21 protein-coding genes are annotated in these 19,930 nt (G+C 56.1%); 13 read left to right on the forward strand and 8 right to left on the reverse strand.

All coding sequences use genetic code 11. The features are described from left to right. Positions 1 to 117: 117 nt before the first annotated feature. Positions 118 to 2,280, forward strand: coding sequence for a TonB-dependent receptor (locus tag ACWFTY_RS03460; protein ID WP_447526001.1), 2,163 nt, complete (start codon positions 118 to 120; stop codon positions 2,278 to 2,280). A 163-nt stretch (positions 2,281 to 2,443) separates the two neighbouring features. Here ACWFTY_RS03460 and ACWFTY_RS03465 read toward each other — a convergent pair whose 3' ends face one another. Beyond that, complete coding sequence (locus tag ACWFTY_RS03465) at positions 2,444 to 2,983, reverse strand: (2Fe-2S)-binding protein (RefSeq protein ID WP_447526002.1); 540 nt, start codon at positions 2,981 to 2,983, stop codon at positions 2,444 to 2,446. A 101-nt stretch (positions 2,984 to 3,084) separates the two neighbouring features. Beyond that, positions 3,085 to 3,849 carry a class II aldolase/adducin family protein gene (locus ACWFTY_RS03470; RefSeq protein ID WP_447526003.1) on the reverse strand — a complete coding sequence of 255 codons (765 nt, stop codon included), beginning with the start codon at positions 3,847 to 3,849 and terminating at the stop codon, positions 3,085 to 3,087. Between the two features lie 260 nt (positions 3,850 to 4,109). On the opposite strand from ACWFTY_RS03470, the gene rpsU reads away from it, so the two are divergent. The 3 genes from rpsU to ACWFTY_RS03485 all read left to right on the forward strand — a co-directional run bounded on the left by rpsU (position 4,110) and on the right by ACWFTY_RS03485 (position 5,580). After that, positions 4,110 to 4,316, forward strand: coding sequence for a 30S ribosomal protein S21 (gene rpsU / locus ACWFTY_RS03475; protein ID WP_067197663.1), 207 nt, complete (start codon positions 4,110 to 4,112; stop codon positions 4,314 to 4,316). Between the two features lie 35 nt (positions 4,317 to 4,351). Continuing rightward, entirely contained in the window at positions 4,352 to 4,930 is a 579-nt protein-coding gene (locus ACWFTY_RS03480) for an FKBP-type peptidyl-prolyl cis-trans isomerase (RefSeq protein WP_447526004.1), read from the forward strand. Between the two features lie 95 nt (positions 4,931 to 5,025). Beyond that, the gene (locus ACWFTY_RS03485) at positions 5,026 to 5,580 is read left to right on the forward strand and encodes an FKBP-type peptidyl-prolyl cis-trans isomerase (RefSeq protein WP_447526005.1); all 555 of its coding nucleotides are present in this window, start codon (positions 5,026 to 5,028) and stop codon (positions 5,578 to 5,580) included. Positions 5,581 to 5,599: 19 nt separating this feature from the next. On the opposite strand, the gene ACWFTY_RS03490 is transcribed toward ACWFTY_RS03485, so the two are convergent. Further along, on the reverse strand, positions 5,600 to 7,690 hold the full coding sequence (locus ACWFTY_RS03490; RefSeq protein ID WP_447526006.1) for a RelA/SpoT family protein: 2,091 nt from the start codon (positions 7,688 to 7,690) through the stop codon (positions 5,600 to 5,602). Between the two features lie 174 nt (positions 7,691 to 7,864). Next, positions 7,865 to 8,194: a CC_3452 family protein gene (locus ACWFTY_RS03495; protein ID WP_447526007.1), complete on the reverse strand. Its 330-nt coding sequence runs from the start codon at positions 8,192 to 8,194 to the stop codon at positions 7,865 to 7,867. A 174-nt stretch (positions 8,195 to 8,368) separates the two neighbouring features. Here ACWFTY_RS03495 and ACWFTY_RS03500 point away from each other — a divergent pair, with 174 nt between their 5' ends. Next, complete coding sequence (locus ACWFTY_RS03500) at positions 8,369 to 8,908, forward strand: winged helix-turn-helix transcriptional regulator (protein WP_447526008.1); 540 nt, start codon at positions 8,369 to 8,371, stop codon at positions 8,906 to 8,908. A gap of 19 nt (positions 8,909 to 8,927) precedes the next feature. Here ACWFTY_RS03500 and ACWFTY_RS03505 read toward each other — a convergent pair whose 3' ends face one another. Then, entirely contained in the window at positions 8,928 to 9,512 is a 585-nt protein-coding gene (locus ACWFTY_RS03505; RefSeq protein ID WP_447526009.1) for an HD domain-containing protein, read from the reverse strand. Positions 9,513 to 9,673: 161 nt separating this feature from the next. On the opposite strand from ACWFTY_RS03505, the gene ACWFTY_RS03510 reads away from it, so the two are divergent. After that, positions 9,674 to 10,906 (forward strand): sensor histidine kinase, encoded by a 1,233-nt coding sequence (locus tag ACWFTY_RS03510; RefSeq protein WP_447526010.1) that lies wholly within the window; start codon positions 9,674 to 9,676, stop codon positions 10,904 to 10,906. Continuing rightward, positions 10,903 to 11,703, forward strand: coding sequence for a LytR/AlgR family response regulator transcription factor (locus tag ACWFTY_RS03515; RefSeq protein WP_067197676.1), 801 nt, complete (start codon positions 10,903 to 10,905; stop codon positions 11,701 to 11,703). Before ACWFTY_RS03510 ends, ACWFTY_RS03515 begins: the two co-directional genes overlap by 4 nt. Before the next feature lie 3 nt (positions 11,704 to 11,706). Here the strand turns inward: ACWFTY_RS03515 and tadA are convergent, their stop codons facing one another. Then, positions 11,707 to 12,165 carry a tRNA adenosine(34) deaminase TadA gene (tadA, locus tag ACWFTY_RS03520; protein ID WP_447526011.1) on the reverse strand — a complete coding sequence of 153 codons (459 nt, stop codon included), beginning with the start codon at positions 12,163 to 12,165 and terminating at the stop codon, positions 11,707 to 11,709. 164 nt (positions 12,166 to 12,329) lie between these two features. On the opposite strand from tadA, the gene rpmB reads away from it, so the two are divergent. Further along, entirely contained in the window at positions 12,330 to 12,620 is a 291-nt protein-coding gene (gene rpmB, locus ACWFTY_RS03525) for a 50S ribosomal protein L28 (protein ID WP_447526012.1), read from the forward strand. 4 nt (positions 12,621 to 12,624) lie between these two features. On the opposite strand, the gene ACWFTY_RS03530 is transcribed toward rpmB, so the two are convergent. Next, a complete protein-coding gene (locus ACWFTY_RS03530) occupies positions 12,625 to 13,710 on the reverse strand; it encodes an esterase-like activity of phytase family protein (RefSeq protein WP_447526013.1) in 1,086 nt (361 codons plus the stop codon). A gap of 90 nt (positions 13,711 to 13,800) precedes the next feature. Between ACWFTY_RS03530 and ACWFTY_RS03535 the strand changes: the two genes are divergently transcribed. The 4 genes from ACWFTY_RS03535 to ACWFTY_RS03550 are packed head-to-tail and all read left to right on the forward strand — an operon-like array spanning position 13,801 to position 17,369. After that, positions 13,801 to 14,508, forward strand: coding sequence for a CoA transferase subunit A (locus ACWFTY_RS03535; RefSeq protein WP_447526014.1), 708 nt, complete (start codon positions 13,801 to 13,803; stop codon positions 14,506 to 14,508). Next, positions 14,508 to 15,452, forward strand: coding sequence for a hypothetical protein (locus ACWFTY_RS03540; RefSeq protein WP_447526015.1), 945 nt, complete (start codon positions 14,508 to 14,510; stop codon positions 15,450 to 15,452). The genes ACWFTY_RS03535 and ACWFTY_RS03540 overlap by 1 nt, the downstream gene beginning before the upstream one ends. Positions 15,453 to 15,454: 2 nt before the next feature. Beyond that, on the forward strand, positions 15,455 to 16,096 hold the full coding sequence (locus ACWFTY_RS03545) for a 3-oxoacid CoA-transferase subunit B (RefSeq protein ID WP_447526016.1): 642 nt from the start codon (positions 15,455 to 15,457) through the stop codon (positions 16,094 to 16,096). A gap of 10 nt (positions 16,097 to 16,106) precedes the next feature. Continuing rightward, positions 16,107 to 17,369, forward strand: a complete 1,263-nt coding sequence (locus ACWFTY_RS03550) for a serine hydrolase domain-containing protein (RefSeq protein ID WP_447526017.1) — start codon at positions 16,107 to 16,109, stop codon at positions 17,367 to 17,369. Here ACWFTY_RS03550 and ACWFTY_RS03555 read toward each other — a convergent pair. Next, the gene (locus tag ACWFTY_RS03555) at positions 17,366 to 18,163 is read right to left on the reverse strand and encodes a sugar phosphate isomerase/epimerase family protein (protein ID WP_447526018.1); all 798 of its coding nucleotides are present in this window, start codon (positions 18,161 to 18,163) and stop codon (positions 17,366 to 17,368) included. The two genes, ACWFTY_RS03550 and ACWFTY_RS03555, sit on opposite strands and share 4 nt — an antisense overlap. Before the next feature lie 147 nt (positions 18,164 to 18,310). Between ACWFTY_RS03555 and ACWFTY_RS03560 the strand changes: the two genes are divergently transcribed. Further along, entirely contained in the window at positions 18,311 to 19,897 is a 1,587-nt protein-coding gene (locus tag ACWFTY_RS03560) for a fatty acid--CoA ligase (protein WP_447526019.1), read from the forward strand. Positions 19,898 to 19,930 lie beyond the last annotated feature (33 nt).

Raw genomic sequence — 19,930 nt, forward strand, 5'->3', positions numbered from 1 at the left:
AATAGGCGGGTTGGTTCAAAGAAAACCCGAGGGAAGCGAGCTTGGCTATTGCATGTGAAAACCATTCTCATTAGCAGAATGGCTGTTCAGCCTAGTTTAATGTCAGGAAGATTGTTTGTGATTATTGTTCCGCGCCGTCCATTGCGCTTCCTTGTTTCTGTCAGCCTCGCCGCGATTGCAGCGAGTCCAGTCCATGTCGCTGCCGCAGAGGCGCTGGAAGAAGGCTTCGCAGATGATCAGGAGATTATCGTAACCGGTGAAAAAGAAGGCTATGTTGCGATCAGCAGCGCGGGCTTGAAAACCGACACACCGCTGATTGATACACCGCAGACCGTCTCGGTCGTAACCCGCGAGCAGCTTGACGATCAGGCGCTTCAGGATATTGGCGATATTCTTCGCTACACACCGGGTGCATCGATCGGCCAGGGTGAAGGAAACCGCGACCAGATCACCATCAGGGGCCAGAATACCACCGCCGATTTCTTCGTCGACGGCATTCGCGATGACGTTCAATATTTCCGGCCGCTCTATAATATCGAGCGAGTCGAGATCCATAAGGGCCCCAATGCGATGATCTTTGGTCGCGGCGGTGGGGGCGGTATCATTAACCGTGTGGCCAAATCACCGATTGCCGATCGTCAGTTTGGCGAAGCAACCGCCAGCGTTGACAGCTTTGGCGCTTATTATCTCAGCGGCGACCTGAATTTGAGTGTTAGCGAAACGGCAGCCTTTCGAATCAATGGGCTATATGAAGAGTTCAACAACCATCGTGATTTTTTCGATGGCCGGCGCTTCGCGATCAACCCGACCTTCGGGGCCGAGCTTGGCGACAATAGCCGGATATTGCTGTCCTACGAATATGTCGATGATGACCGCGGCGTAGACCGTGGTAATCCTGCGGAACTCCGCGCGGCTGGCAATAGCTGTTCGCTTGCCGACCCATGTGGCCCGCTCACCGGATATCGCGACACATTGTTCGGCCAGCCCGGAACCAACCGCACCACGCTGCAGGCGCATATCGTCAAGTTGCGCGTGGAACATGAGTTCACCGATGAGCTGAGCTTCAGTTCAACCACGCAATATGGCGATTATGACAAGCTCTATCGCAACGTCTATCCGGTTGATGCGGTCAGCAACGACATCCGACTGACGCCGCTTGCCAATTCCGTCACCCTCGACGGATATGTCGACACGACCGACCGCGAGAATTTCATCAGCCAGGGTAATTTGTTGTGGACGGGCGACACCGGCTCTTTGGGTCACAGTCTGCTGCTCGGTTACGAGATCGGCCAGCAGAAATCCGCCAATGCACGACGGGATATATTCTTTGCTTCCAGCAGTGATGACCAGGTCGTGATTCCGCTGACCGACCCGATTGCCGTGCCATCCTTCACGTTTCCTGTCTTCAACCGCAGCACGATGTCCGACCTTAAGTTTCTCTCCCTCTATGTGCAGGACCAGATCAGCATCGGTGATCATTTCGAGATCATCGGCGGTGTGCGTTTTGACCGGTTCGATCTTGATGTGAATGATATCCAGAACAGCTTGCTGCTCAGCCGGACGGACGAGAAATTCTCGCCGCGTTTCGGCGCAATATACAAGCCGCAGGAGAATATCTCGATCTATGCGAGCTATGCCAAAAGCTTCCTGCCGCGTTCCGGCGACCAGTTTCTGACCCTGACTCCGAGCAATGCCAATCTCGCACCGGAAACATTCGAAAATTACGAAATCGGGGTGAAATGGGATCTGGCATCGGGGCTCAGCCTGACCACAGCCCTTTTCCGTCTCGACCGTGATGACCAGTCGATCCTGCTCGACAACCAGGGCAATAGCACCCTGTCGGGATCGCGGACCGAAGGAGTGGAATTCCAGCTGGTTGGTAAACTAGCCGATCAACTGCAGATCAACGCCGGCTATAGCTATCTCGACGGCCAGCAGCGCAATGCGGCCAGTGTTGGCGGTCAGGATTTGCGGCTGTTTCAGGTACCGGAACATATGATTTCGCTTTGGACGAAATATGATTTCACGCAGCAATTTGCCGCCGGTGTCGGGGTGACCCATCAGTCGAGCCAATTTGCCACCAATGACAACAGCGTTCGCATTCCGGCCTTCACCCGGGTCGATGCCGCGCTATATTATGATGTGAGCGAGCAGGTGCAGGTCCAGCTCAATGTCGAGAATCTGTTCGACGAGACTTATTATCCATCGGTCCATAATAATGACAATATTTCGACCGGCGAGCCGCTCAATGCGCGGCTGACCGTGAAATTCGGTTTTTAAGGGGACCTGTGCCCCGGCGCAGGCCGGGGTCCATCTCGAACAGTGCAGCCAGCGCGCAACTGGGGAGGGGTTCGGTCCTTTGCGGTCAACAAGCGCTTCAAAATTCCCGCTGGTGCGTGTTTTGAAGGTTCTGGATGGACACCCGCCTTCGCGGGTGAACTACTCACTTCCCGGGCGTAAGCGCCGGAACCGCCTTGGCGGCGTCTTCCGGATCAATCCCCGGCGGCGGGGCGGCGCTGAGCACGGTTTCCCCCCGCGCCACGCGACCGGCGCGCTGGATTGCCTCGCGGATGCGCGGATAGGTGCCGCAACGGCAGATATTGGTGATCGCTTCGTCAATCGCGGCTTTTGACGGATTGGAGTTTTTCTTCAGCAATACCGCCGCCGCCATGATCATGCCGGACTGGCAGAACCCGCATTGCGGGACATTCTCTGCCGCCCAAGCCTGTTGCACCGGATGGCTGCGATCGCGCGACAGCGCTTCGATGGTGGTGACAAAACGGCCTTCCATCTCGCCAATGGTGACCAGACAGGAACGGATCGCTTCGCCGTCGACCTCGACCATGCAGGCGCCGCAGTCGCCGGTGCCGCAGCCATATTTGGTGCCGGTCAGATTGGACGCGTCGCGCAGCGCCCAGAGCAAAGGCGTATCCGGGTCCATCCGGTACCAAACCGGGCGATCATTGACGGTAAATTTGGTCATAGCGTCTTGCTCGTCATCCTGAACTTGTTTCAGGACCTCCTGCGAGTGGCTTATGCAATAAGAGATGCTGAAACAAGTTCAGCATGACGAACGTGGATATTTTACTCCCGCCAGCTTGTGTCTTCGCGATCGACCAGTCGGACCATGGCATCAAATTCCGGAACGCCCTGCTGCATCGGATCAATCGAGGCTTGCGACAGATTTTCAAGGTGCTTCTTGATCACCTCTTCGCCGATCATCAGCGGCTTGCCCATCGACAGGGTCTGCATCTGGATTTCGCAGGCGCGCTGCAGCACCCAGTGGTTGAGAAACGCTTCTTCCAACGTCCGGCCCATGACCACAGGCCCGTGATTCTCGAGCATCATCATGCGCTTCTTGCCCAGGCTGGCGAGAAAGCGCGGGCCTTCGTCCTCGTGCACCGTGATGCCCTCGAATTTGTGATAGGCGAGGCGCGGGACAATCGCGGCGGCGTAGAAGTTTATCGGCTGTAGTCCGCCTTCGACCGAGGATACCGCCATGGTTGCTGTCGTGTGGGTGTGGATGATCGCATGGACATCGGGTAGTTCGCGGTGGAACAGGCTGTGTTGGGTGAAGCCGGCCTTGTTGACCGGATAGGTCGAGCCGTCGAGCGTGTTGCCGTCGATATCTATCTTGACCAGGGTCGAAGCGGTAACTTCGCTGAAATGCAGGCCATAGGGGTTGATCAGAAAGGCATCATCCTCGTCCGGCACCTTCAGGGTGATATGGTTGAAAATCATTTCGTCCCAGCCGAGATAGGCGAAAATCCGGTAACAGGCTGCGAGCCGCTGGCGGGCTTTCCATTCTGCTTCGCTGCAACTGGACTGGATATTGATCGCGGTGGCCATTTTTTCTCTCCTCGAATCGGTTTTTATAGTCTCTATGCATCAACCTATAGCAAAGCCGTGAAAAGACGAATCCAAAGCTGCTGTCATTCGCGCATTGAATCGCGTAAAAGCTTGCCTCGGTGCCGAGAAATTGATAGGCGGCGCGAGATTGAAGCAGATTGATTCTGCGGCAAACCCTTTTTTATGGCTTTTACACTAATATAGGCCGGAAGAAATTGCTTCTGGACCGCTACGAAATTTGAACGGAGTTACTTAGTCTTATGCAAATCATGGTTCGCGACAATAATGTTGATCAGGCCCTCCGGGCGCTCAAGAAAAAGTTGCAGCGCGAAGGCGTCTATCGCGAAATGAAGCTTCGTCGCCACTATGAAAAGCCATCCGAGAAACGTGCCCGCGAAAAGGCTGCTGCCGTGCGCCGTGCCCGCAAGATGGACCGCAAGCGCATGGAACGCGACGGTCTGATTTAAGCGCTTCGGCTCCACTAGAATAAGGTAGCCTGCCCATGTCTGTCACGACGGTTCCGATTCATCCCATCAAAAAGGGCTCGCTGACCAAGATCTGGGTCGGTGTGGCGCTGATAGTGGGCGCTGCACTGCTTCTCGCTTATACGGGAACCCAGAATGCCGTTGTGACCGGTGCGTCCAATGACCAGTTCATGGCCGCCAATGCCGATGAAGATGGCGTCGTAACCACCGAATCAGGTCTCCAGTATAAAATCATCACGCCGGGCGAGGGGCCTTCCCCCACCGCCACCGATACGGCTCTGGTGAGATATGAAGGCACGCTGCGCGACGGCACGATCTTCGATGCCAACGAACAAGCGCCGATGCCGGTTGGCGCCGTCGTCCCCGGTTTTTCCGAAGCGCTGCAGCTGATGCAGAAGGGCGGCGAATATCGCATCTGGATTCCGTCCGAACTGGCTTATGGCGAAGCCTCTCCCGGCGAGCAAATTCCACCAAATAGCATGCTGATTTTCGATGTGGCTCTGATCGACTTTATATCGCAGGCGCAAATGGAAGAATTGCGTCAGCAGATGCAGGCGCAGGGCCCTCCAGGCAATCCCCAAATTCCAGGCCAATAATAACCTCGCCTATAGTTGTTTTTGGAGAGTAGGTTGTGACCGATATCGCCGCGAATCAAAAAACCCCCAGGCCGTCATCCCCTATCAGGCCTTTCTTGCTTGGTCTGCTGCTCGGCATTGTTTCCCTAGCGGCACTAGCCGCTGCAATTCCGGAAAAAACCAGTCCGACCGAATTTATCCAGTCAGGGTGGGAGAAGCTGTTCCCGCCACCGGGAAATGCAGAGTTTCTAGCGGACAATGCGAAACAGTCCGGCGTCGTCCAGACCAAATCAGGTCTGCAATATCAAGTTATCAAGGCGGGCAAGGGGCCATCGCCTGTCGCCACCGATACGGCTCTGGTCAAATATGAAGGCACGTTGCGCGACGGCACGGTTTTCGATGCCAATGAGCAGACACCGATGCCGGTTGGCGCCGTTGTTCCGGGTTTCTCCGAAGCGCTGCAACTGATGCAGAAGGGCGGCGACTATCGCGTCTGGATCCCGTCCGACCTGGCTTATGGCGAATCGTCTCCCGGCGATCTGGTTCCGTCGGACAGTGTGCTCATTTTTGATGTCACTCTGCTGGACTTTATTTCAGCGGAGCAGATGGAAGAATTGCGTCAGCAGATGCAGGCGCAAGGCGTCCCTGGCGGACCACCGCCTGCTCCTTGAGAATAGCTGAAAATCCGAATCAGGTGCGTTCGGCCTGGGCGACTGCTTCCGATGCGCGCAGGGCAGACAATATGCGCATCAGATGGTGGACGTTGTGCACTTCCAGATCAACGTCAAACGTATGAAACGGGCCGTCCCGATGGGACAGGCGCAGGTTCAGGATATTGGCGTTGTGGAAGCCGAAAATTCCCGCCATTTCGGAAAGCGTACCCGGCTTGTTGTGCAATACCACGCATAGCCGCGCGGCTGCGCCGTCACTCTCATTGCCCCAGCTGAGATCGACCCAGTCGGCATCGACGCCATCCGCCAGACTTTGGCAGTCAATCGTATGGACTTCTACATTCTGGCCGCTGCGCCGCAGTCCGACGATGCGGTCTCCGGGCACGGGATGACAGCATTCGGCTAGGTCGAAGGCGACGCCGGGGGTGAGGCCCTTGATCGAGATAGCGCGATCCTGTTCCGGCCATAGCCGTTCGTCGTCATTGTCGTGGACGCTGCCGGGAATGATCGCTTCCATCACTTCGCGATCGCTGAGCTGGCGGGTGCCGATCGCTATCATCAGATCATCCGGCTCTTTCATGTCCAGCCGTTTCAGCGCAGCCTTGATCGCGCGCTTGCCGATCTTGCCGGGTAGCCGTTCGATGATTTCCTCGTATAGTTCGGTGCCGATGGCGACAATCTCGTCGCGTTCCTTGAACCGGACGTTGCGGCGGATTGCGGCCCGCGCTTTGCCGGTGATGACAAAGGACAGCCAGCCCGGCTGCGGTTCCTGTCCCTTGGATTTCAGGATTTCGACGACATCGCCATTCTGCAACTGGGTGCGCAATGGCACGTGCCGGCCGTTGACCTTGGCGCCAACCGCCTGGTTGCCGAGATCGGTGTGCACGGCATAAGCAAAATCGACGGTGGTAGAGCCCTTGGGCATTTGCAGCAAAGTGCCCTTGGGGGTGAAAGCGAAAATCCGGTCCTGATACATCGCCAACCGGGCATGCTCGAGAAGCTCTTCGGCATCTTCCGCCTGATCGAGAATTTCTATGAGATCCCGGATCCAGCCGGCCTGACCATCGGGCCGGTTGCCCTGTTTATAGGCCCAGTGCGCGGCGAGGCCGAACTCATTGTCCTCATGCATGCGCTGCGAGCGAATCTGGATTTCCACCCGCATATTATTGCCGTGCATGATGGTCGTGTGGATCGACCGGTATCCATTGCGCTTGGGCGTGGAGATGTAGTCCTTGAACCGGCCGGGAACCATTTTCCATTTCTCGTGCAAGATGCCAAGCGCCCGATAGCATTCGGCGCTATTGTCGGTCACCACCCGGAACGCCATGATGTCGGTCAGATGCTCAAAGCTGACGTGCCGCTCCTGCATCTTGCGCCAGATCGAATAGGGATGTTTCTCCCGTCCGCTGACCTCCGCCACCAGTCCGCCACTTTCGAGCGCTTTCTGGATCGACTGGGCGATTTTATCAACCTGGCCGTCGTCGCCTTCCTTGATCGCCTGCAATCTTTTCGTGATTGTGTCATAGGCTTCCGGCTCCATATGCTCGAAGGCCAGCAACTGCATCTCGCGCATATATTCATACATGCCGATCCGTTCGGCCAGCGGCGCGTAGATATCCATGGTTTCGTGGGCGATCCGCAGCCGTTTTTCTTCGCTCTTGATGAAATGAAGCGTCCGCATATTGTGCAGGCGATCGGCTAGCTTGACCAGCAGCACGCGGATATCGTCGGACATCGCCAGCAGGAATTTGCGCAGGTTTTCCGCGGCTCTCTCGTTATCCGTCTGGGCTTCGATTTTCGATAGCTTCGTCACGCCGTCAACCAGCCGGGCGATTTCCGCACCGAATAATTTGCTGATTTCTTCAGAGGTGGTGAGCGTGTCCTCGACGGTATCGTGGAGCAGCGCGGTTACAATCGTCTGCTGGTCCAGCTTGAGGTCGGTCATCAGGCCGGCGACCTCGATGGGATGACTGAAATAGGGGTCGCCGCTGGCCCGTTTCTGGCTGCCATGTCTTTGCACGGAAAAAACATAGGCGCGGTTGATCAGGTCCTCGTCCGCATCGGGATCATAGGATCGTACTCGCTCCACCAGTTCATATTGTCTCAGCATATGGTGAAGATGGTGCGCTTTTGGGGCTGGGGCAACAAAAAAGAGCGCCGAAGCCGCCGCTTGTCTCCGGGGAAGGGAAGCAAGTCATGGCTTCGGCGCTAAAGCTGACCGGCGGGGGCCAGAAACCTGGCTGCCATGGGGAGCGAGAAGGCCGGTCAGACGGGGATTGTTAAATCAGTTGTTGCACTTGGCGAGCGCTTCGGCGTCAAAGGATTCGCCTTTATAAGCGAAATTGGCGACCGGGCCGAACTCATCGACGATCTTGGCGCAGATCGTTCGCGGCGCGGAGCTGCTTTTTCCGCCGATACATTTTGTGCCGTCGCACCGGATGACGGTACCCTTGATAATTTCCTGGGCGGCTTCGACGGGGGCTTGCAATTCGGCTGTATAAGCGATCGGCGTGCTACGTGCTTCAGCGGTCGTGGCAGTAAACAGGGTGAGGGATGTCATCGCCGCGATGGAGAAGAACATAGAGGCGCGAAGTGGGCTTTGGGAGAGAAGCATGATATTTCCTTTCTTATTCGTCAGTTTCGAGGTCCTGTTGTACGGACCAATGGGGAGAAAATTCCGGTTGCAATTTAGGTTGCGAATCAATACCTAGATTAATAGGTTTTAAGTTGCAACTAAAAACGTATATTTTTTTCGCACTCACCAGAAAACTGGTTTAGGAATGGCTACATGGACAAAATCAGAGAAGATCTATCGAGTCTGGCTGGCGGTGAGTGCAGCCTTCCCGTATCACTGGAGGTCATCGGCGAGCGTTGGTGCTTCATGATATTGCGTGCGGCGCTCAACGGTGTCGGACATTTCGAGGATTTCTTGTCTGAGATCGGTATCGCCCGGAATATCTTGGCCAACCGGCTGACCCGGATGGTGGAAGCGGGGATCATGACTCGTCGTCCCTGCGATCATGACAAAAGGAAAGTCGAATATCGGCTGACCGACAAGGGGCAGGATCTGTTGCCGACGATGATCGCGATGCGGCAATGGGGCGAACGATGGGAAACCGGCGTTCCCTCCAACCCGATCTTGTGCGATTCGCGCGACCGCCAGCCTATCCGCAAAATCACCATGCGCGGGCATGATGACCGGGTCCTGGAAATGGACGACCTGTGCTGGATCGATGAATCAGAATTGAAGCCGGATGCAGACGGTACCAACCGCGAGGATATGGTTGTCCGTCATCTCAGGGAAATTGGCGAATCGTCAGCGGCGTGAAGGATTTGGCCGCCCGGCGCTATTCGACGGTTGCGTAAATACTGTTAATCGGCCGTGCCATGATGCGGCGAACCATCGGTTCGAAAAACTCCAGCGGAGCGGTGTCATAATTGGCATCAAACGCCGTCTGGTCATATTTTTCGCAGAACTCCGCGCAATCATCAAAATGCTCATGGCCGCGATATTGTTCGCGCATGTCGCGATCCTGGCCGAGATAGTGGAAAAAATAATAGCCTTGAAAAATGCCGTGCTTTTCCGCGATCCAGTGGTTTTTCTCGCTGACGAAAGGTTTTAGAATCGCCGCTGCGATGTCGGGATGGTTATAGGTACCAAGCGTATCCCCGACGTCGTGTAGCAAGGCCATCACGACATATTCCTCGTCCCGACCATCGCGATGCGCCCGGGTTGCGGTTTGCAGGCTATGCTGCATCCGGTCGATCGGAAAACCGCCGAAATCGCCGTCGAGCAATTTCAGATGGTCGAGCACCCGGTCGGCGACCTTGCTGGCAAAGGGACCAAAATGGCCGCCGATAATCTGCCAGTCTTCCTGTGTGCCCTCTGCCATGGAAGGAAATTTTGCCCGGACTTCGTTGGGACCACCCATGATATTCTCCTTTATCTTTTGCCGATCTTCAGCCGCATTTTGTCGCCGGATAATATAAATATCTTTGCATTTCGCGCGAAAAACGGAACATTTGTCGTCTTATTTGCGCAAATGATAGGCGATTCTTCCCCAAGCGGCAATGGCCCGCTATAGAAAGCGCGATGGCCGTTATGGAAATTCGTCCCCAGCCGTTTTTTGGCAACAAGAACCGCGCATTCTGGAACCTGCAATCCGCGGGTTGGGCCGGTGCACTCATCTTGCGCGCAATCGGCGGAATCTCCAACGGACTGCCGCTGAGCTTTCTGGTGCCGGTCATTATCTCGACGATCACCGGCTATTCGATCTCCCTGCTGCTGTCGGTGGTCTACAAGAATCTGATTCACCGCCGTCCGATTGTGACATGGAGCACCACCGCCGCGATATTGACGGTTGCATCCGCTTTATATGCCTTCATCGACGCTTGGGTTTTTCTCATCCAGAATCCGACATCGGAAACCGCGTTTGGCACATTGTTTCTGGGTTCGCTATTCCTCGGCATCATGCTGCTTGGTGCCTGGTCGGCGCTTTATTACGCTATCAATTTCTTCCTCCGGGTCGAGGAGCAAAATGACCAGCTTCTGCAGCTGGAAGCGCAGGCGACTCGGGCGCAGCTGGCGATGCTGCGCTATCAGCTCAATCCCCATTTCCTGTTCAACACGCTGAACAGCATTTCGACGCTGGTGCTGCTGCGACAGACCGAACCGGCCAATGCCATGCTGTCGCGCCTGTCGTCCTTTCTGCGCCATACGCTGGTCAACGAAGTGCACAGCCGGGTGACTCTGGCGCAGGAGGTGGAAACCCTGCATCTCTATCTAGATATCGAGAAGATGCGTTTCGAGGAACGATTACGGTCCCATTTCGATATCGATCCGGCGGTGCGCGATGCGTTGCTACCATCGCTATTGCTCCAGCCGCTGGTTGAAAATGCGATCAAATATGCGGTGACACCGCAGGAGGAAGGCGCCGATATCTCGGTCTCCGCCCATCGCGACGGGGATAAATTGCGCATCACCGTGTCGGATACCGGGCCAGGAAAAGTCGGCGCGACGACCGGAAAATCCGGTTCCACCGGCGTCGGTCTCGGTAATATTCAGGAGCGATTAAACCAGGCCTATGGAGAAGGCGCGATATTTGAAACGCGTTCGTCTCCTGGCGAAGGCTTTTCGGTATTCATCGCCTTGCCATTTGAAACCAGAGAACAGATCGAACGGGAAGCGGCAGATCACTCTGCAACCGACGAACAATTGAGAAACGAGACTATTTTTGGGGAGCATGCATCCAGTGATGACCATCAGCGGGAACCGGTAAATGCACGGACGATGGCATCATTTCAGCATAAGGATTTAAAAACATGACGATCAAGACAATATTAGTCGATGACGAGAAGCTGGCGATTCAGGGCTTGCAGATCCGGCTCGAGAAATTTGATGATATCGAGATTGTCGACACCTGTCGCAATGGCCGTGAAGCGATTCGCAAGATCAAGACCCTGAAACCCGATCTGGTGTTTCTGGATATCCAGATGCCGGGCTTTGACGGATTTTCGGTAGTGCAGGGGATCATGGAAATCGAACCGCCGCTGTTCATTTTCGTTACCGCTTATTCCGAACATGCCGTTCGCGCCTTCGAAGCGGAAGCGATCGACTATCTGGTCAAGCCGGTAGAGGAAGACCGGCTGGCCGACGCAATTGACCGGGTGCGCAAGCGCCTGCTGGAAAAACGTGGCGGCGCCGAGCTGGAAAAGCTAAAAAATGTGCTCAGCGAAGTGGCTCCCGACGCGATGGCCAATATCGAGGATAGCGACGAACCTGCGTCGGCGAATCGCTATGAGAAGCTGATCAACGTGAAAGATCGCGGACAGATTTTCCGCGTCGATGTCGATACGATCGAACGAATCGATGCCGCTGGCGATTATATGTGCATCTATACCGCCGACAACAGCCTGATCCTGCGCGAAACGATGAAAGATCTGGAGAAACGTCTGGATCCCCGTCATTTCCAGCGGGTGCACCGCTCCACCATTGTCAATCTGAGCCAGGTCCGCGAAGTGAAGCCGCACACCAATGGCGAATGTTTTCTGGTGCTCGGATCAGGCGCGCAGGTGAAGGTCAGTCGCAGCTACCGCGATGTCGTCGCGCGCTTTGTGCACTAGGCTTTAATCCCGGCGACTGCGGAAAAATTCCATCAGCAATGTGGCGGAACTCTCTCCGTCTATTCCGGCATAGACTTCGGGCTTGTGGTGGCATGTCGGCGCATCGAAAAACCGGACACCGCTGTCGACGGCGCCGCCCTTGGGATCGTCCGCACCATAATAAAGCCGGCGGAGGCGGGCATGGGCAATGGCGCCGGCGCACATGGTGCAGGGTTCCAACGTCACCCAAAGGTCGCAGTCTTCCAGCCGGTCATTGCCGAGAAACTCTGTCGCCTGCCGAATCGCCACGATTTCGGCATGGGCAGTGGGGTCATGATCGATGCGGGTGCGGTTATGGCCCTGGCCAATGATTTTGCCGTCCCGGACGATCACAGCACCGACCGGCACTTCATCGACGGTGATGGCTGCATGGGCCAAATCCAGCGCATCGCCCATGAAAGAGGTATATTTTGCTGCCAACATGTATATGGATTAGCGCGGAACCGACACGAAGACCATAGGTGAGCCGGAGTTGAGCCGGATCATGCAAAATGCCTCCGATATGCTTGACGCATGGCACGATTACGGTTAGGTGACCGCTCTTTCCCGCTGGGAATCACTCAATAACAAGAAATTGGACTTTTACGATGTCGCGGATTTGCGAACTGACAGGTAAGACTCGGCTGGTAGGCAATAATGTGTCGCACGCCAAAAACCGGACCAAGAAGACATTTTTGCCCAATCTGCAAAATGTGACTCTTTTGTCCGATACACTCGGCAAGGGCGTGAAGCTTCGTGTTTCGACCCACGGCCTGCGTTCTGTGGAACATGTTGGCGGCCTCGACAATTGGTTGCTGAAAACCAAGGACGACAAGTTGAGCCTGCGTGTAAAACGCATCAAAAAGGAAATCGTGAAAAAGCAGGTTGCGGCCGCTTAAGCGATCAATCTGATTCGAACGTTGAAAAGCCGGGGCTAGCCTCGGCTTTTTCGTTTTGACGTTTGGGACCGGACTTTTTTCCGCTGTTTTCAGCATCCAATAGCTGGAATTTGAAAAACAGCGATTCCTGCAGCGTGCTGAAATTGTCATCCGATGCTATCCAGACAATGATTTTGTCGCCGTCCCGCGTGACTGCGAGGGCTTCCATATTATCGACCTTGACCGGCGGTTTCAGCGTGGCGACCGGAATCGATGTCGCGACTTTCCCCGGCTGGAAATCCGCCAATTGTGCAATGGATAATATCGCCGAGACCCCGTCGAATGGCGTGAAACGCCGGTGCAGCATCAAGGCTGTCTTGTCATCAAGAATGGCCGCGTCGGTCAGCCTGTAACCCTTCGGCCCCCGATAGCCCATAAGCGCGGCTTTGCTATTTGGTTCGGACGCGTCGGCCTCGAAGATCAGCGCTTCATAGCCGCCCTTGAAATATTCTGCCGATTCTGAAAAAACCAGAAAACGACCATCGCGTAAACGAAGCACGGCTTCTGCGCCGCCATTGTCTGGCCATTTCTGCATCGCTTTCGGAAAATTCACGGATTCCTTTCGGGCAAAGGAGGGGCCGTAGCGCCAGATGCTGTGCTGATGCTCGTAACCGACCCAGAACTGGCCGGTCTTTGGATCATGGAGAAAGGATTCGGAATCCCAGTTCTTCTTTGCATATTCATTAGGCGGAGCAGGACCGTCGGGCAGGGGGGCAATGAATGGCCGGATCGCCCGGTGTCTTGCCTCGTCCAATGTGAAACCGACCAGCGTGCCATTGTCGCTGAGCATCAGGAAACGGTTGTCCGGCAGTGCCAGCATTGAAGATATGCCACCGAATTCGCCATTGTCGCTGGTAATTTTCCAGCCGCCCAGAAAGGCGAGACGCCCGACCCGGGTCCGGGCGGGGGTTCTGGCGTCGAGCGCGATCGGTTCGAGAGCGATATACTGACTGTCATTTGCCGGGGGCGCAGGACTGCGCACGTAAGTGACCGGTACCAAAAAAAAGAATAGTGACAGGCAGGCAAGCAAGCGCAACATGAGAGTGCGCATAACCGATTCGCATCTTCAAACATATTCTATTCTGGACGCTCGTGCGCCTCCTGCGCTAGATGGCGGGCAATCAGTCAGGAAAGCATGTTTATGAAAAAAATCTATCCGGATGCGGCGGCCGCGCTTGAGGGCCTTTTGTTTGACGAAATGCATCTCTGCGTCGGCGGGTTTGGCCTGTGCGGAATCCCGGAAAGGTTGATAGACGCGATCCAGGCTGACGGGGTCAAGGGCCTCACCATCGCTTCCAACAACGCCGGCATCGACAATGAAGGTCTCGGCAAGCTCCTCCGCTCGCGGCAGGTGAAGAAGATGATCGCGTCCTATGTCGGCGAGAACAAGGAATTTGAACGGCAGTTCCTGTCCGGTGAACTGGAAGTGGAATTCTGTCCGCAGGGAACACTGGCCGAACGGTGTCGTGCCGGCGGCGCGGGCATCCCCGGCTTCTATACCAAGACCGGTGTCGGTACACAGGTGGCCGAGGGCAAGGAGCATAAGGATTTCGATGACGAAACCTATATTCTCGAGCGCGGCATTTTCGCCGACCTATGCCTGATCAAGGGCTGGAAAGCCGACAAGGCGGGCAATCTGATGTTTCGCAAGACCGCGCGTAATTTCAACGCGCCGATGGCAACTGCGGGCAAGATCTGTGTCGCCGAGGTCGAGGAAATTGTCGAAGTCGGCGAACTGGATCCGGATTGCATCCATCTGCCCGGCATTTATGTCAAACGCCTGATCTGTGGCGCGCCCTATGACAAAAAAATCGAATTCCGCATGACCCGGGAGCGCGCAGACGCCTGATGGCGCAATTCCGCCTGTCTCTCCTTATATTGACAGCCTTGCCGCTGCTCTCCGGTTGCGTCGCTGCGCTGCTGCCGCTGGCGGCTCTGGGAACGATCGGCAAGAATGAAATTGATCGCTCCCGGGCGAAGCAGGAACTGGTCGCGTCTGGTGCGATTGATCTGGCGATCCCAGTAGGTTCCGTGACGATCGGGCTTGACGGCGAAAGTGCGACCGGATTGCCCGCGAAAGATGACAGCTTCTCCGGACAAGGTGGCGCTTTTGAAATTGCGGAGCTGAATCTTGACGATAATTCTGCCGACTATGGTTCACAAATTTTCCCATCATCGGGGCCGGGCGCTTCACCTTATGCCAATTTTGCGGCTCATGCTCTGACACAATCGGCGAGACAGGAAGCGGGAGAGGGCGTCGAATCGGTGGTGCTGGTTCCGCGAGTGGATATTTTTACGCCGGAAACCATGGAATGCGGGGGCAAGCCGCTGGCCGTGCTCATCGATCTTGATGGTCCGACCGGTGGCGACCTGATAAAAGCCGAGACGCTTTACCGGCAGAACGGTCTGGTTGAGGCACTCAACAATCTGCATTCTGCCGAAATCAGCGTGATCTGGCTGTCCGATCAACCGGTTGCCGCATCCGCGAGGATTTCGGCCATCCTCAACGAGGCGGGATTTTCACATTCCGAATCGGATGATTTTCTTTTTCTTGACCGCGGCGGGGAAGATCGCAAACAGGTTCGGCGTTGGGATGCAGCGCGCAACTATTGCATTGTCGCCATCGCGGGCGACGACCGTGCTGATTTCGACGAGCTTTATGACTATTTGCTGGAGCCCGACGGAGCGATCACGTTGAATCATATGTTCGATAATGGCTGGTTTCTGACACCGCCTCCTCTTGTGGAAGCGACTAAGGAAACGACAGCCAAACCAGATGACAAAGAAGGATGAATATGCCCTGGACTCGCGATGAAATGGCCGCTCGGGCGGCGAAAGAACTGCATGACGGTTATTATGTGAATCTCGGCATCGGCATTCCGACGCTGGTTGCCAACCATATCCCGCCGGGCGTGGAGGTTACCTTGCAGAGCGAAAACGGCATGCTCGGTATCGGACCGTTTCCCTATGAGGACGAGATCGATCCCGACCTGATCAACGCCGGCAAGCAGACGATCAGTGAATTGCCCTCGTCGAGCTATTTCAGTTCGTCCGATAGTTTTGCAATGATTCGCGGCGGTCATATCGATCTGACCGTGCTGGGTGCGATGGAGATCGCCGAAAATGGCGATATCGCGAACTGGATGATCCCGGGGAAGATGATCAAGGGCATGGGCGGCGCGATGGATCTGGTCGCCGGCGTGAAGAAAATCATTGTCGTGATGGACCATTGCGCGAAGGATGGCAGCCCCAAGTTCATTCCCGAATGCACGCTGCCGCTGACGGGTACCAATGTTGTCGACATGATCATCACCGATCTATGTGTTTTCCAGCGGCCTGACCATGACAGCCCGTTCCGGCTGATCGAACTGGCTCCGGGTATCAGCGCCGAGGATGTCGCTGCGAAAACCACCGCTGCCTATGAATTAGCTTTATAAGATACTGAACGTGAAAAAATCTCTGGCGCTGCTGTTCGGGCTGGCGGCTCTGCTGCTCATCGGCTGGTATGGTTATCGTACGCTTGTCGAGCGGCAAACCGGCTTTCCGCTGCCCGTGCTGACCCAGCCGAAAGCTGAAAAGAAGCTGCCGGTCGCAGCCGGTGACTGGCACGGCAGAATTGATTATCGTGGCCTCGACCGCGATTTTACGGTGCTGGCGGCACAGCCCGAAATGGCCGGGCTGGCGGTGGCGATTGTCGAGAGCGGCGAGCTCCGCTTTATTGGTACTTACGGTGTGGCGGACAAAGATAGCGGCAAGCGGGTGATGCCGGATACGGTGTTCCGCTGGGCCTCGGTTTCAAAAGGCGTCGCGGGTTCGCTGGCGGCAAAACTATCGCAAGCAGGCAAAGTCGATCTCGAAGCTCCGCTGAGCAGCTGGCATTCGTCCCTTCGCTTGCCCGGCAATGCCGAGACGCAGGTCACGCTGGCGCAATTGCTATCGCACCGGACCGGCCTCACCAAAAATGCCTATGATAGCAAGCTGGAGGATGGTCAGGATCCCGGCCTGCTCCGTACGCAGCTTGTCGACGCGCCGTTGCAATGTGTGCCGGGCAGCTGTCACAGCTATCAGAATATCGCCTTTGATGCGGCGAGCGAGATATTGGGACAGGCCGCCGGAACTCTGTATTCTGATGCGGTGCAACAGCAGTTGTTCAGGCCGCTTGGCATGAAGAGCGCGCAATTTGGCATGACCGGCCTGACTGGTGCCAAAAGCTGGGCGCGGCCGCATCGTGGTGATGAGGTGCGGACCCTGTCGGAATCCTACTGGCGGGTTCCTGCAGCCGCCGGGGTGAGCAGCGACATCGTCGATATGGCGCGCTGGATGCAAGCGCAAATGGGCGAGAACAAGGATGTCCTGTCGGGCGAGGCACTGGCTTTGGCGCATGCGCCCTTGGTCCGGACCAAACGCCCATATAGCGGCGATCTCGCTCGTGCGCTCGGGGAGCCGTCATACGGATTGGGCTGGCGGAGCTTCACCTATTCCGGTCGGCATCTGGTCGGGCATAGCGGCGCGGTGGACGGCTTCCGCTCGACGATGATATTCGATCCGGTGGCGCGCAGCGGCGTGGTTGCGATGTGGAACAGCGGTTGGGGGCGACCATTTCGGCTGCCCTTCGCGGTGCTGGATAGCCTTTATGACCAGTCCGGAAATGACTGGCTCGATCTGTCGGACTTGCCGCCGGTCAAATCTCCCAAGCTCCCGCCGTCTTAGTCGGACAGGTCGCGGCTGGCGATGATGGCGCGTCGCGCCCATGTTTTTGCCTCTGAACCTGAAGGACCGGCAAAATTGGGCACTTCAATGTCGATATCGACATGCGGTCCCAGCAAGGCGACCAATTGGCTCAGCGGGAAGACACCTTCGCCGGGGATCATCCGGTTCATCGCTTCATCGAGATAATCGCCCGATAGCCGGAAATCCGGACCATCGCAAAGTTGCGTGTAGCCAATGATCGCCGGGTCGACGGCCTGCACCTGTTCCAGCGTGCCGCCTGTGCGGAAAAGATGGAGCGCATCGATCGCGATCTTCAGATTGGGCTGGTTCACGCGACCATGCAGCGCGACGGCATCGTCCAGACTGTTGCAGCCGGCAGAAAAGCCGGTGAATTCGAGGCCAACCTCAAGCCCGTGGTCGAGAGCCATATTGCAAAGCCGCAAAAGTTGATCCTCGGCGCGGTGCCGGTCGGTTTCATGGATGTGGCTGACCAGGCGCTTGGCGTCCAGTTCTGCAGCCAGGGTGATGGCCGGTAAATAGGCTGCGACGTCCTGTGTGGCCATTACCGGAAAATATTCCGCATTAATGATTCGCACATCATGGTCGCGAAGCAGGCTTTTGAAGGAATTCACAGCCTCAGCTGCCACGACCGGAAACATGGGGATGCCATTTGCGTCGAGCGGTGAGGCGGTGAAAAGACAGATGCCGTCCAGTCCGGATTCCGCGGCAAAGCGCAAAAGCCGTTCCGGTCCGCCGTCCATCATGGTGATCTGATGCAATGCCAGTTTGCGCATGGATTGATCCTAGAGCAGCTAGCGGTTTCGTTGCCACCGGATTCAGGGCATCGCGGCTAGTCAATCTGCTAGGCTGTATCATGTGACAGCCTCTCTATGTATTCCATGGAAAAGCCGATCACAGAATCGCGCAAAGAGGACAATTGCATGACCGAAGAAGACATTATTTCCATCGCCGATGTTGTGCGTTTTCACGCACAGGAACAACCGGACTCTGTGGTTTTCACCTATGAAGATGACGAGATGACCTATGCTGCACTCGATGAAGGCAGCAACCGGGCGGCTCAGGCTCTGGCATCCAGAGGCGTCGGCAAGGGCGACCGGATCGCCTATATGGGCAAGAACAGCCATCTCTATTTCGAAATCCTGGTCGGTGCGGCCAAGCTGGGCGCGGTCATGGTGCCGGTCAACTGGCGTCTGGCACCGCCGGAAGTCGCCTATATATTGAATGACTGTCAGGCGAAGATTCTCTTCATCGGCCCCGGTTTCGATGATCTGGTGCGTAAAATCAAAGCGGATATGGACCATGTCGAACTGATATTGGGCAGCGAGAAAGCCGAGGGCGATTTCGCCAGCTATCCGTCATGGCGTGATGGCTTTGATGCGATTGACCCGATGGTGTCCTGCACTGAAGAAGATGATGCGCTGCAGCTTTATACGTCTGGTACCACCGGGCATCCCAAGGGCGCGATCATGACCAGCGGATCGATCTTCTCTTCCCGCAGTTCCGGTGTTACCGAAGATGATCTGATGGACTGGCAAAAGCCGATTCCGGGCGAGATTACATTGCTTGCCATGCCCTGCTTCCATATCAGCGGGACCGGCACCGGGCTGGGTGTGATGTTTACCGGCGGTAGCGCCATTGTGCTGCCGGAATATGATCCGACCCAGGCGCTCGATCTGATCGCCCAATATAATATCTCGAAAATCTTCATGGTCCCGGCGGCGATCCAGATATTGCTCAATCATCCACGGGCCAAGGATGTCGATTTCTCCAATCTCAAATATATCACCTATGGCGCGTCGCCGATCCCGCTGGAGCTGATGAAACAGGCGATGGATGTGCTCGGCTGCGGTTTTGTCCAGATGTACGGCATGACCGAGACATCGGGGACGATTACCACGCTTAATCCGGAAGACCATGATGTGAACGGCAACGAGAAGATGCGTTCGGTCGGTACGCCTCTCCCCGGTGTCGAGATCAAGATCATCGATCCGGAGACGGGCGAGGCTTTGCCGCCTTATACAATCGGCGAAATCGCGACGCGTTCTACCAAGAATATGAAAGGTTACTGGAATCGTCCGGAAGCCACAGCCGAAACCATTGATGCCGATGGCTGGCTGCACACCGGCGACGCCGGCTCTCTCGACGAAGACGGCTATCTCTATATTCAGGACCGGCTGAAAGACATGATCATCTCGGGTGGTGAAAATGTCTATCCGGCAGAAGTCGAAAATGCGCTTTATGCCAATCCCAAGGTCGCCGACGTCGCGGTCATCGGGGTGCCCGATGAAAAATGGGGCGAGGCGGTAAAGGCCTGTGTCGTGCTCAAGCCCGGGCAGGAACTGACCGAAGCCGAACTGATTGCCGATGCCCGCGAGCGGATTGCCGGTTTCAAATGTCCGAAATCGATCGATTTTATCGACGCCCTGCCACGCAATCCGTCAGGCAAGATCTTGCGCAAGGACCTGCGCGCGCCTTATTGGGAGGGCAAGGACCGGGCGGTCAACTGATCGATAGCATTTTATAGTTGATATTTTACCGTT

Source organism: Parasphingorhabdus sp. NYA22, from assembly GCF_976973735.1.

Coding starts and splice junctions, on each gene's coding strand:
- ACWFTY_RS03465 (WP_447526002.1), bottom strand. CDS start 2,983: ATGACCAAATTTACCGTCAATGATCGCCCGGTTTGGTACCGGATGGAC.
- ACWFTY_RS03470 (WP_447526003.1), bottom strand. CDS start 3,849: ATGGCCACCGCGATCAATATCCAGTCCAGTTGCAGCGAAGCAGAATGG.
- rpsU (WP_067197663.1), top strand. CDS start 4,110: ATGCAAATCATGGTTCGCGACAATAATGTTGATCAGGCCCTCCGGGCG.
- ACWFTY_RS03480 (WP_447526004.1), top strand. CDS start 4,352: ATGTCTGTCACGACGGTTCCGATTCATCCCATCAAAAAGGGCTCGCTG.
- ACWFTY_RS03490 (WP_447526006.1), bottom strand. CDS start 7,690: ATGCTGAGACAATATGAACTGGTGGAGCGAGTACGATCCTATGATCCC.
- ACWFTY_RS03495 (WP_447526007.1), bottom strand. CDS start 8,194: ATGCTTCTCTCCCAAAGCCCACTTCGCGCCTCTATGTTCTTCTCCATC.
- ACWFTY_RS03500 (WP_447526008.1), top strand. CDS start 8,369: ATGGACAAAATCAGAGAAGATCTATCGAGTCTGGCTGGCGGTGAGTGC.
- ACWFTY_RS03505 (WP_447526009.1), bottom strand. CDS start 9,512: ATGGGTGGTCCCAACGAAGTCCGGGCAAAATTTCCTTCCATGGCAGAG.
- ACWFTY_RS03510 (WP_447526010.1), top strand. CDS start 9,674: ATGGCCGTTATGGAAATTCGTCCCCAGCCGTTTTTTGGCAACAAGAAC.
- ACWFTY_RS03515 (WP_067197676.1), top strand. CDS start 10,903: ATGACGATCAAGACAATATTAGTCGATGACGAGAAGCTGGCGATTCAG.
- tadA (WP_447526011.1), bottom strand. CDS start 12,165: ATGTTGGCAGCAAAATATACCTCTTTCATGGGCGATGCGCTGGATTTG.
- rpmB (WP_447526012.1), top strand. CDS start 12,330: ATGTCGCGGATTTGCGAACTGACAGGTAAGACTCGGCTGGTAGGCAAT.
- ACWFTY_RS03530 (WP_447526013.1), bottom strand. CDS start 13,710: ATGCGCACTCTCATGTTGCGCTTGCTTGCCTGCCTGTCACTATTCTTT.
- ACWFTY_RS03535 (WP_447526014.1), top strand. CDS start 13,801: ATGAAAAAAATCTATCCGGATGCGGCGGCCGCGCTTGAGGGCCTTTTG.
- ACWFTY_RS03540 (WP_447526015.1), top strand. CDS start 14,508: ATGGCGCAATTCCGCCTGTCTCTCCTTATATTGACAGCCTTGCCGCTG.
- ACWFTY_RS03545 (WP_447526016.1), top strand. CDS start 15,455: ATGCCCTGGACTCGCGATGAAATGGCCGCTCGGGCGGCGAAAGAACTG.
- ACWFTY_RS03555 (WP_447526018.1), bottom strand. CDS start 18,163: ATGCGCAAACTGGCATTGCATCAGATCACCATGATGGACGGCGGACCG.
- ACWFTY_RS03560 (WP_447526019.1), top strand. CDS start 18,311: ATGACCGAAGAAGACATTATTTCCATCGCCGATGTTGTGCGTTTTCAC.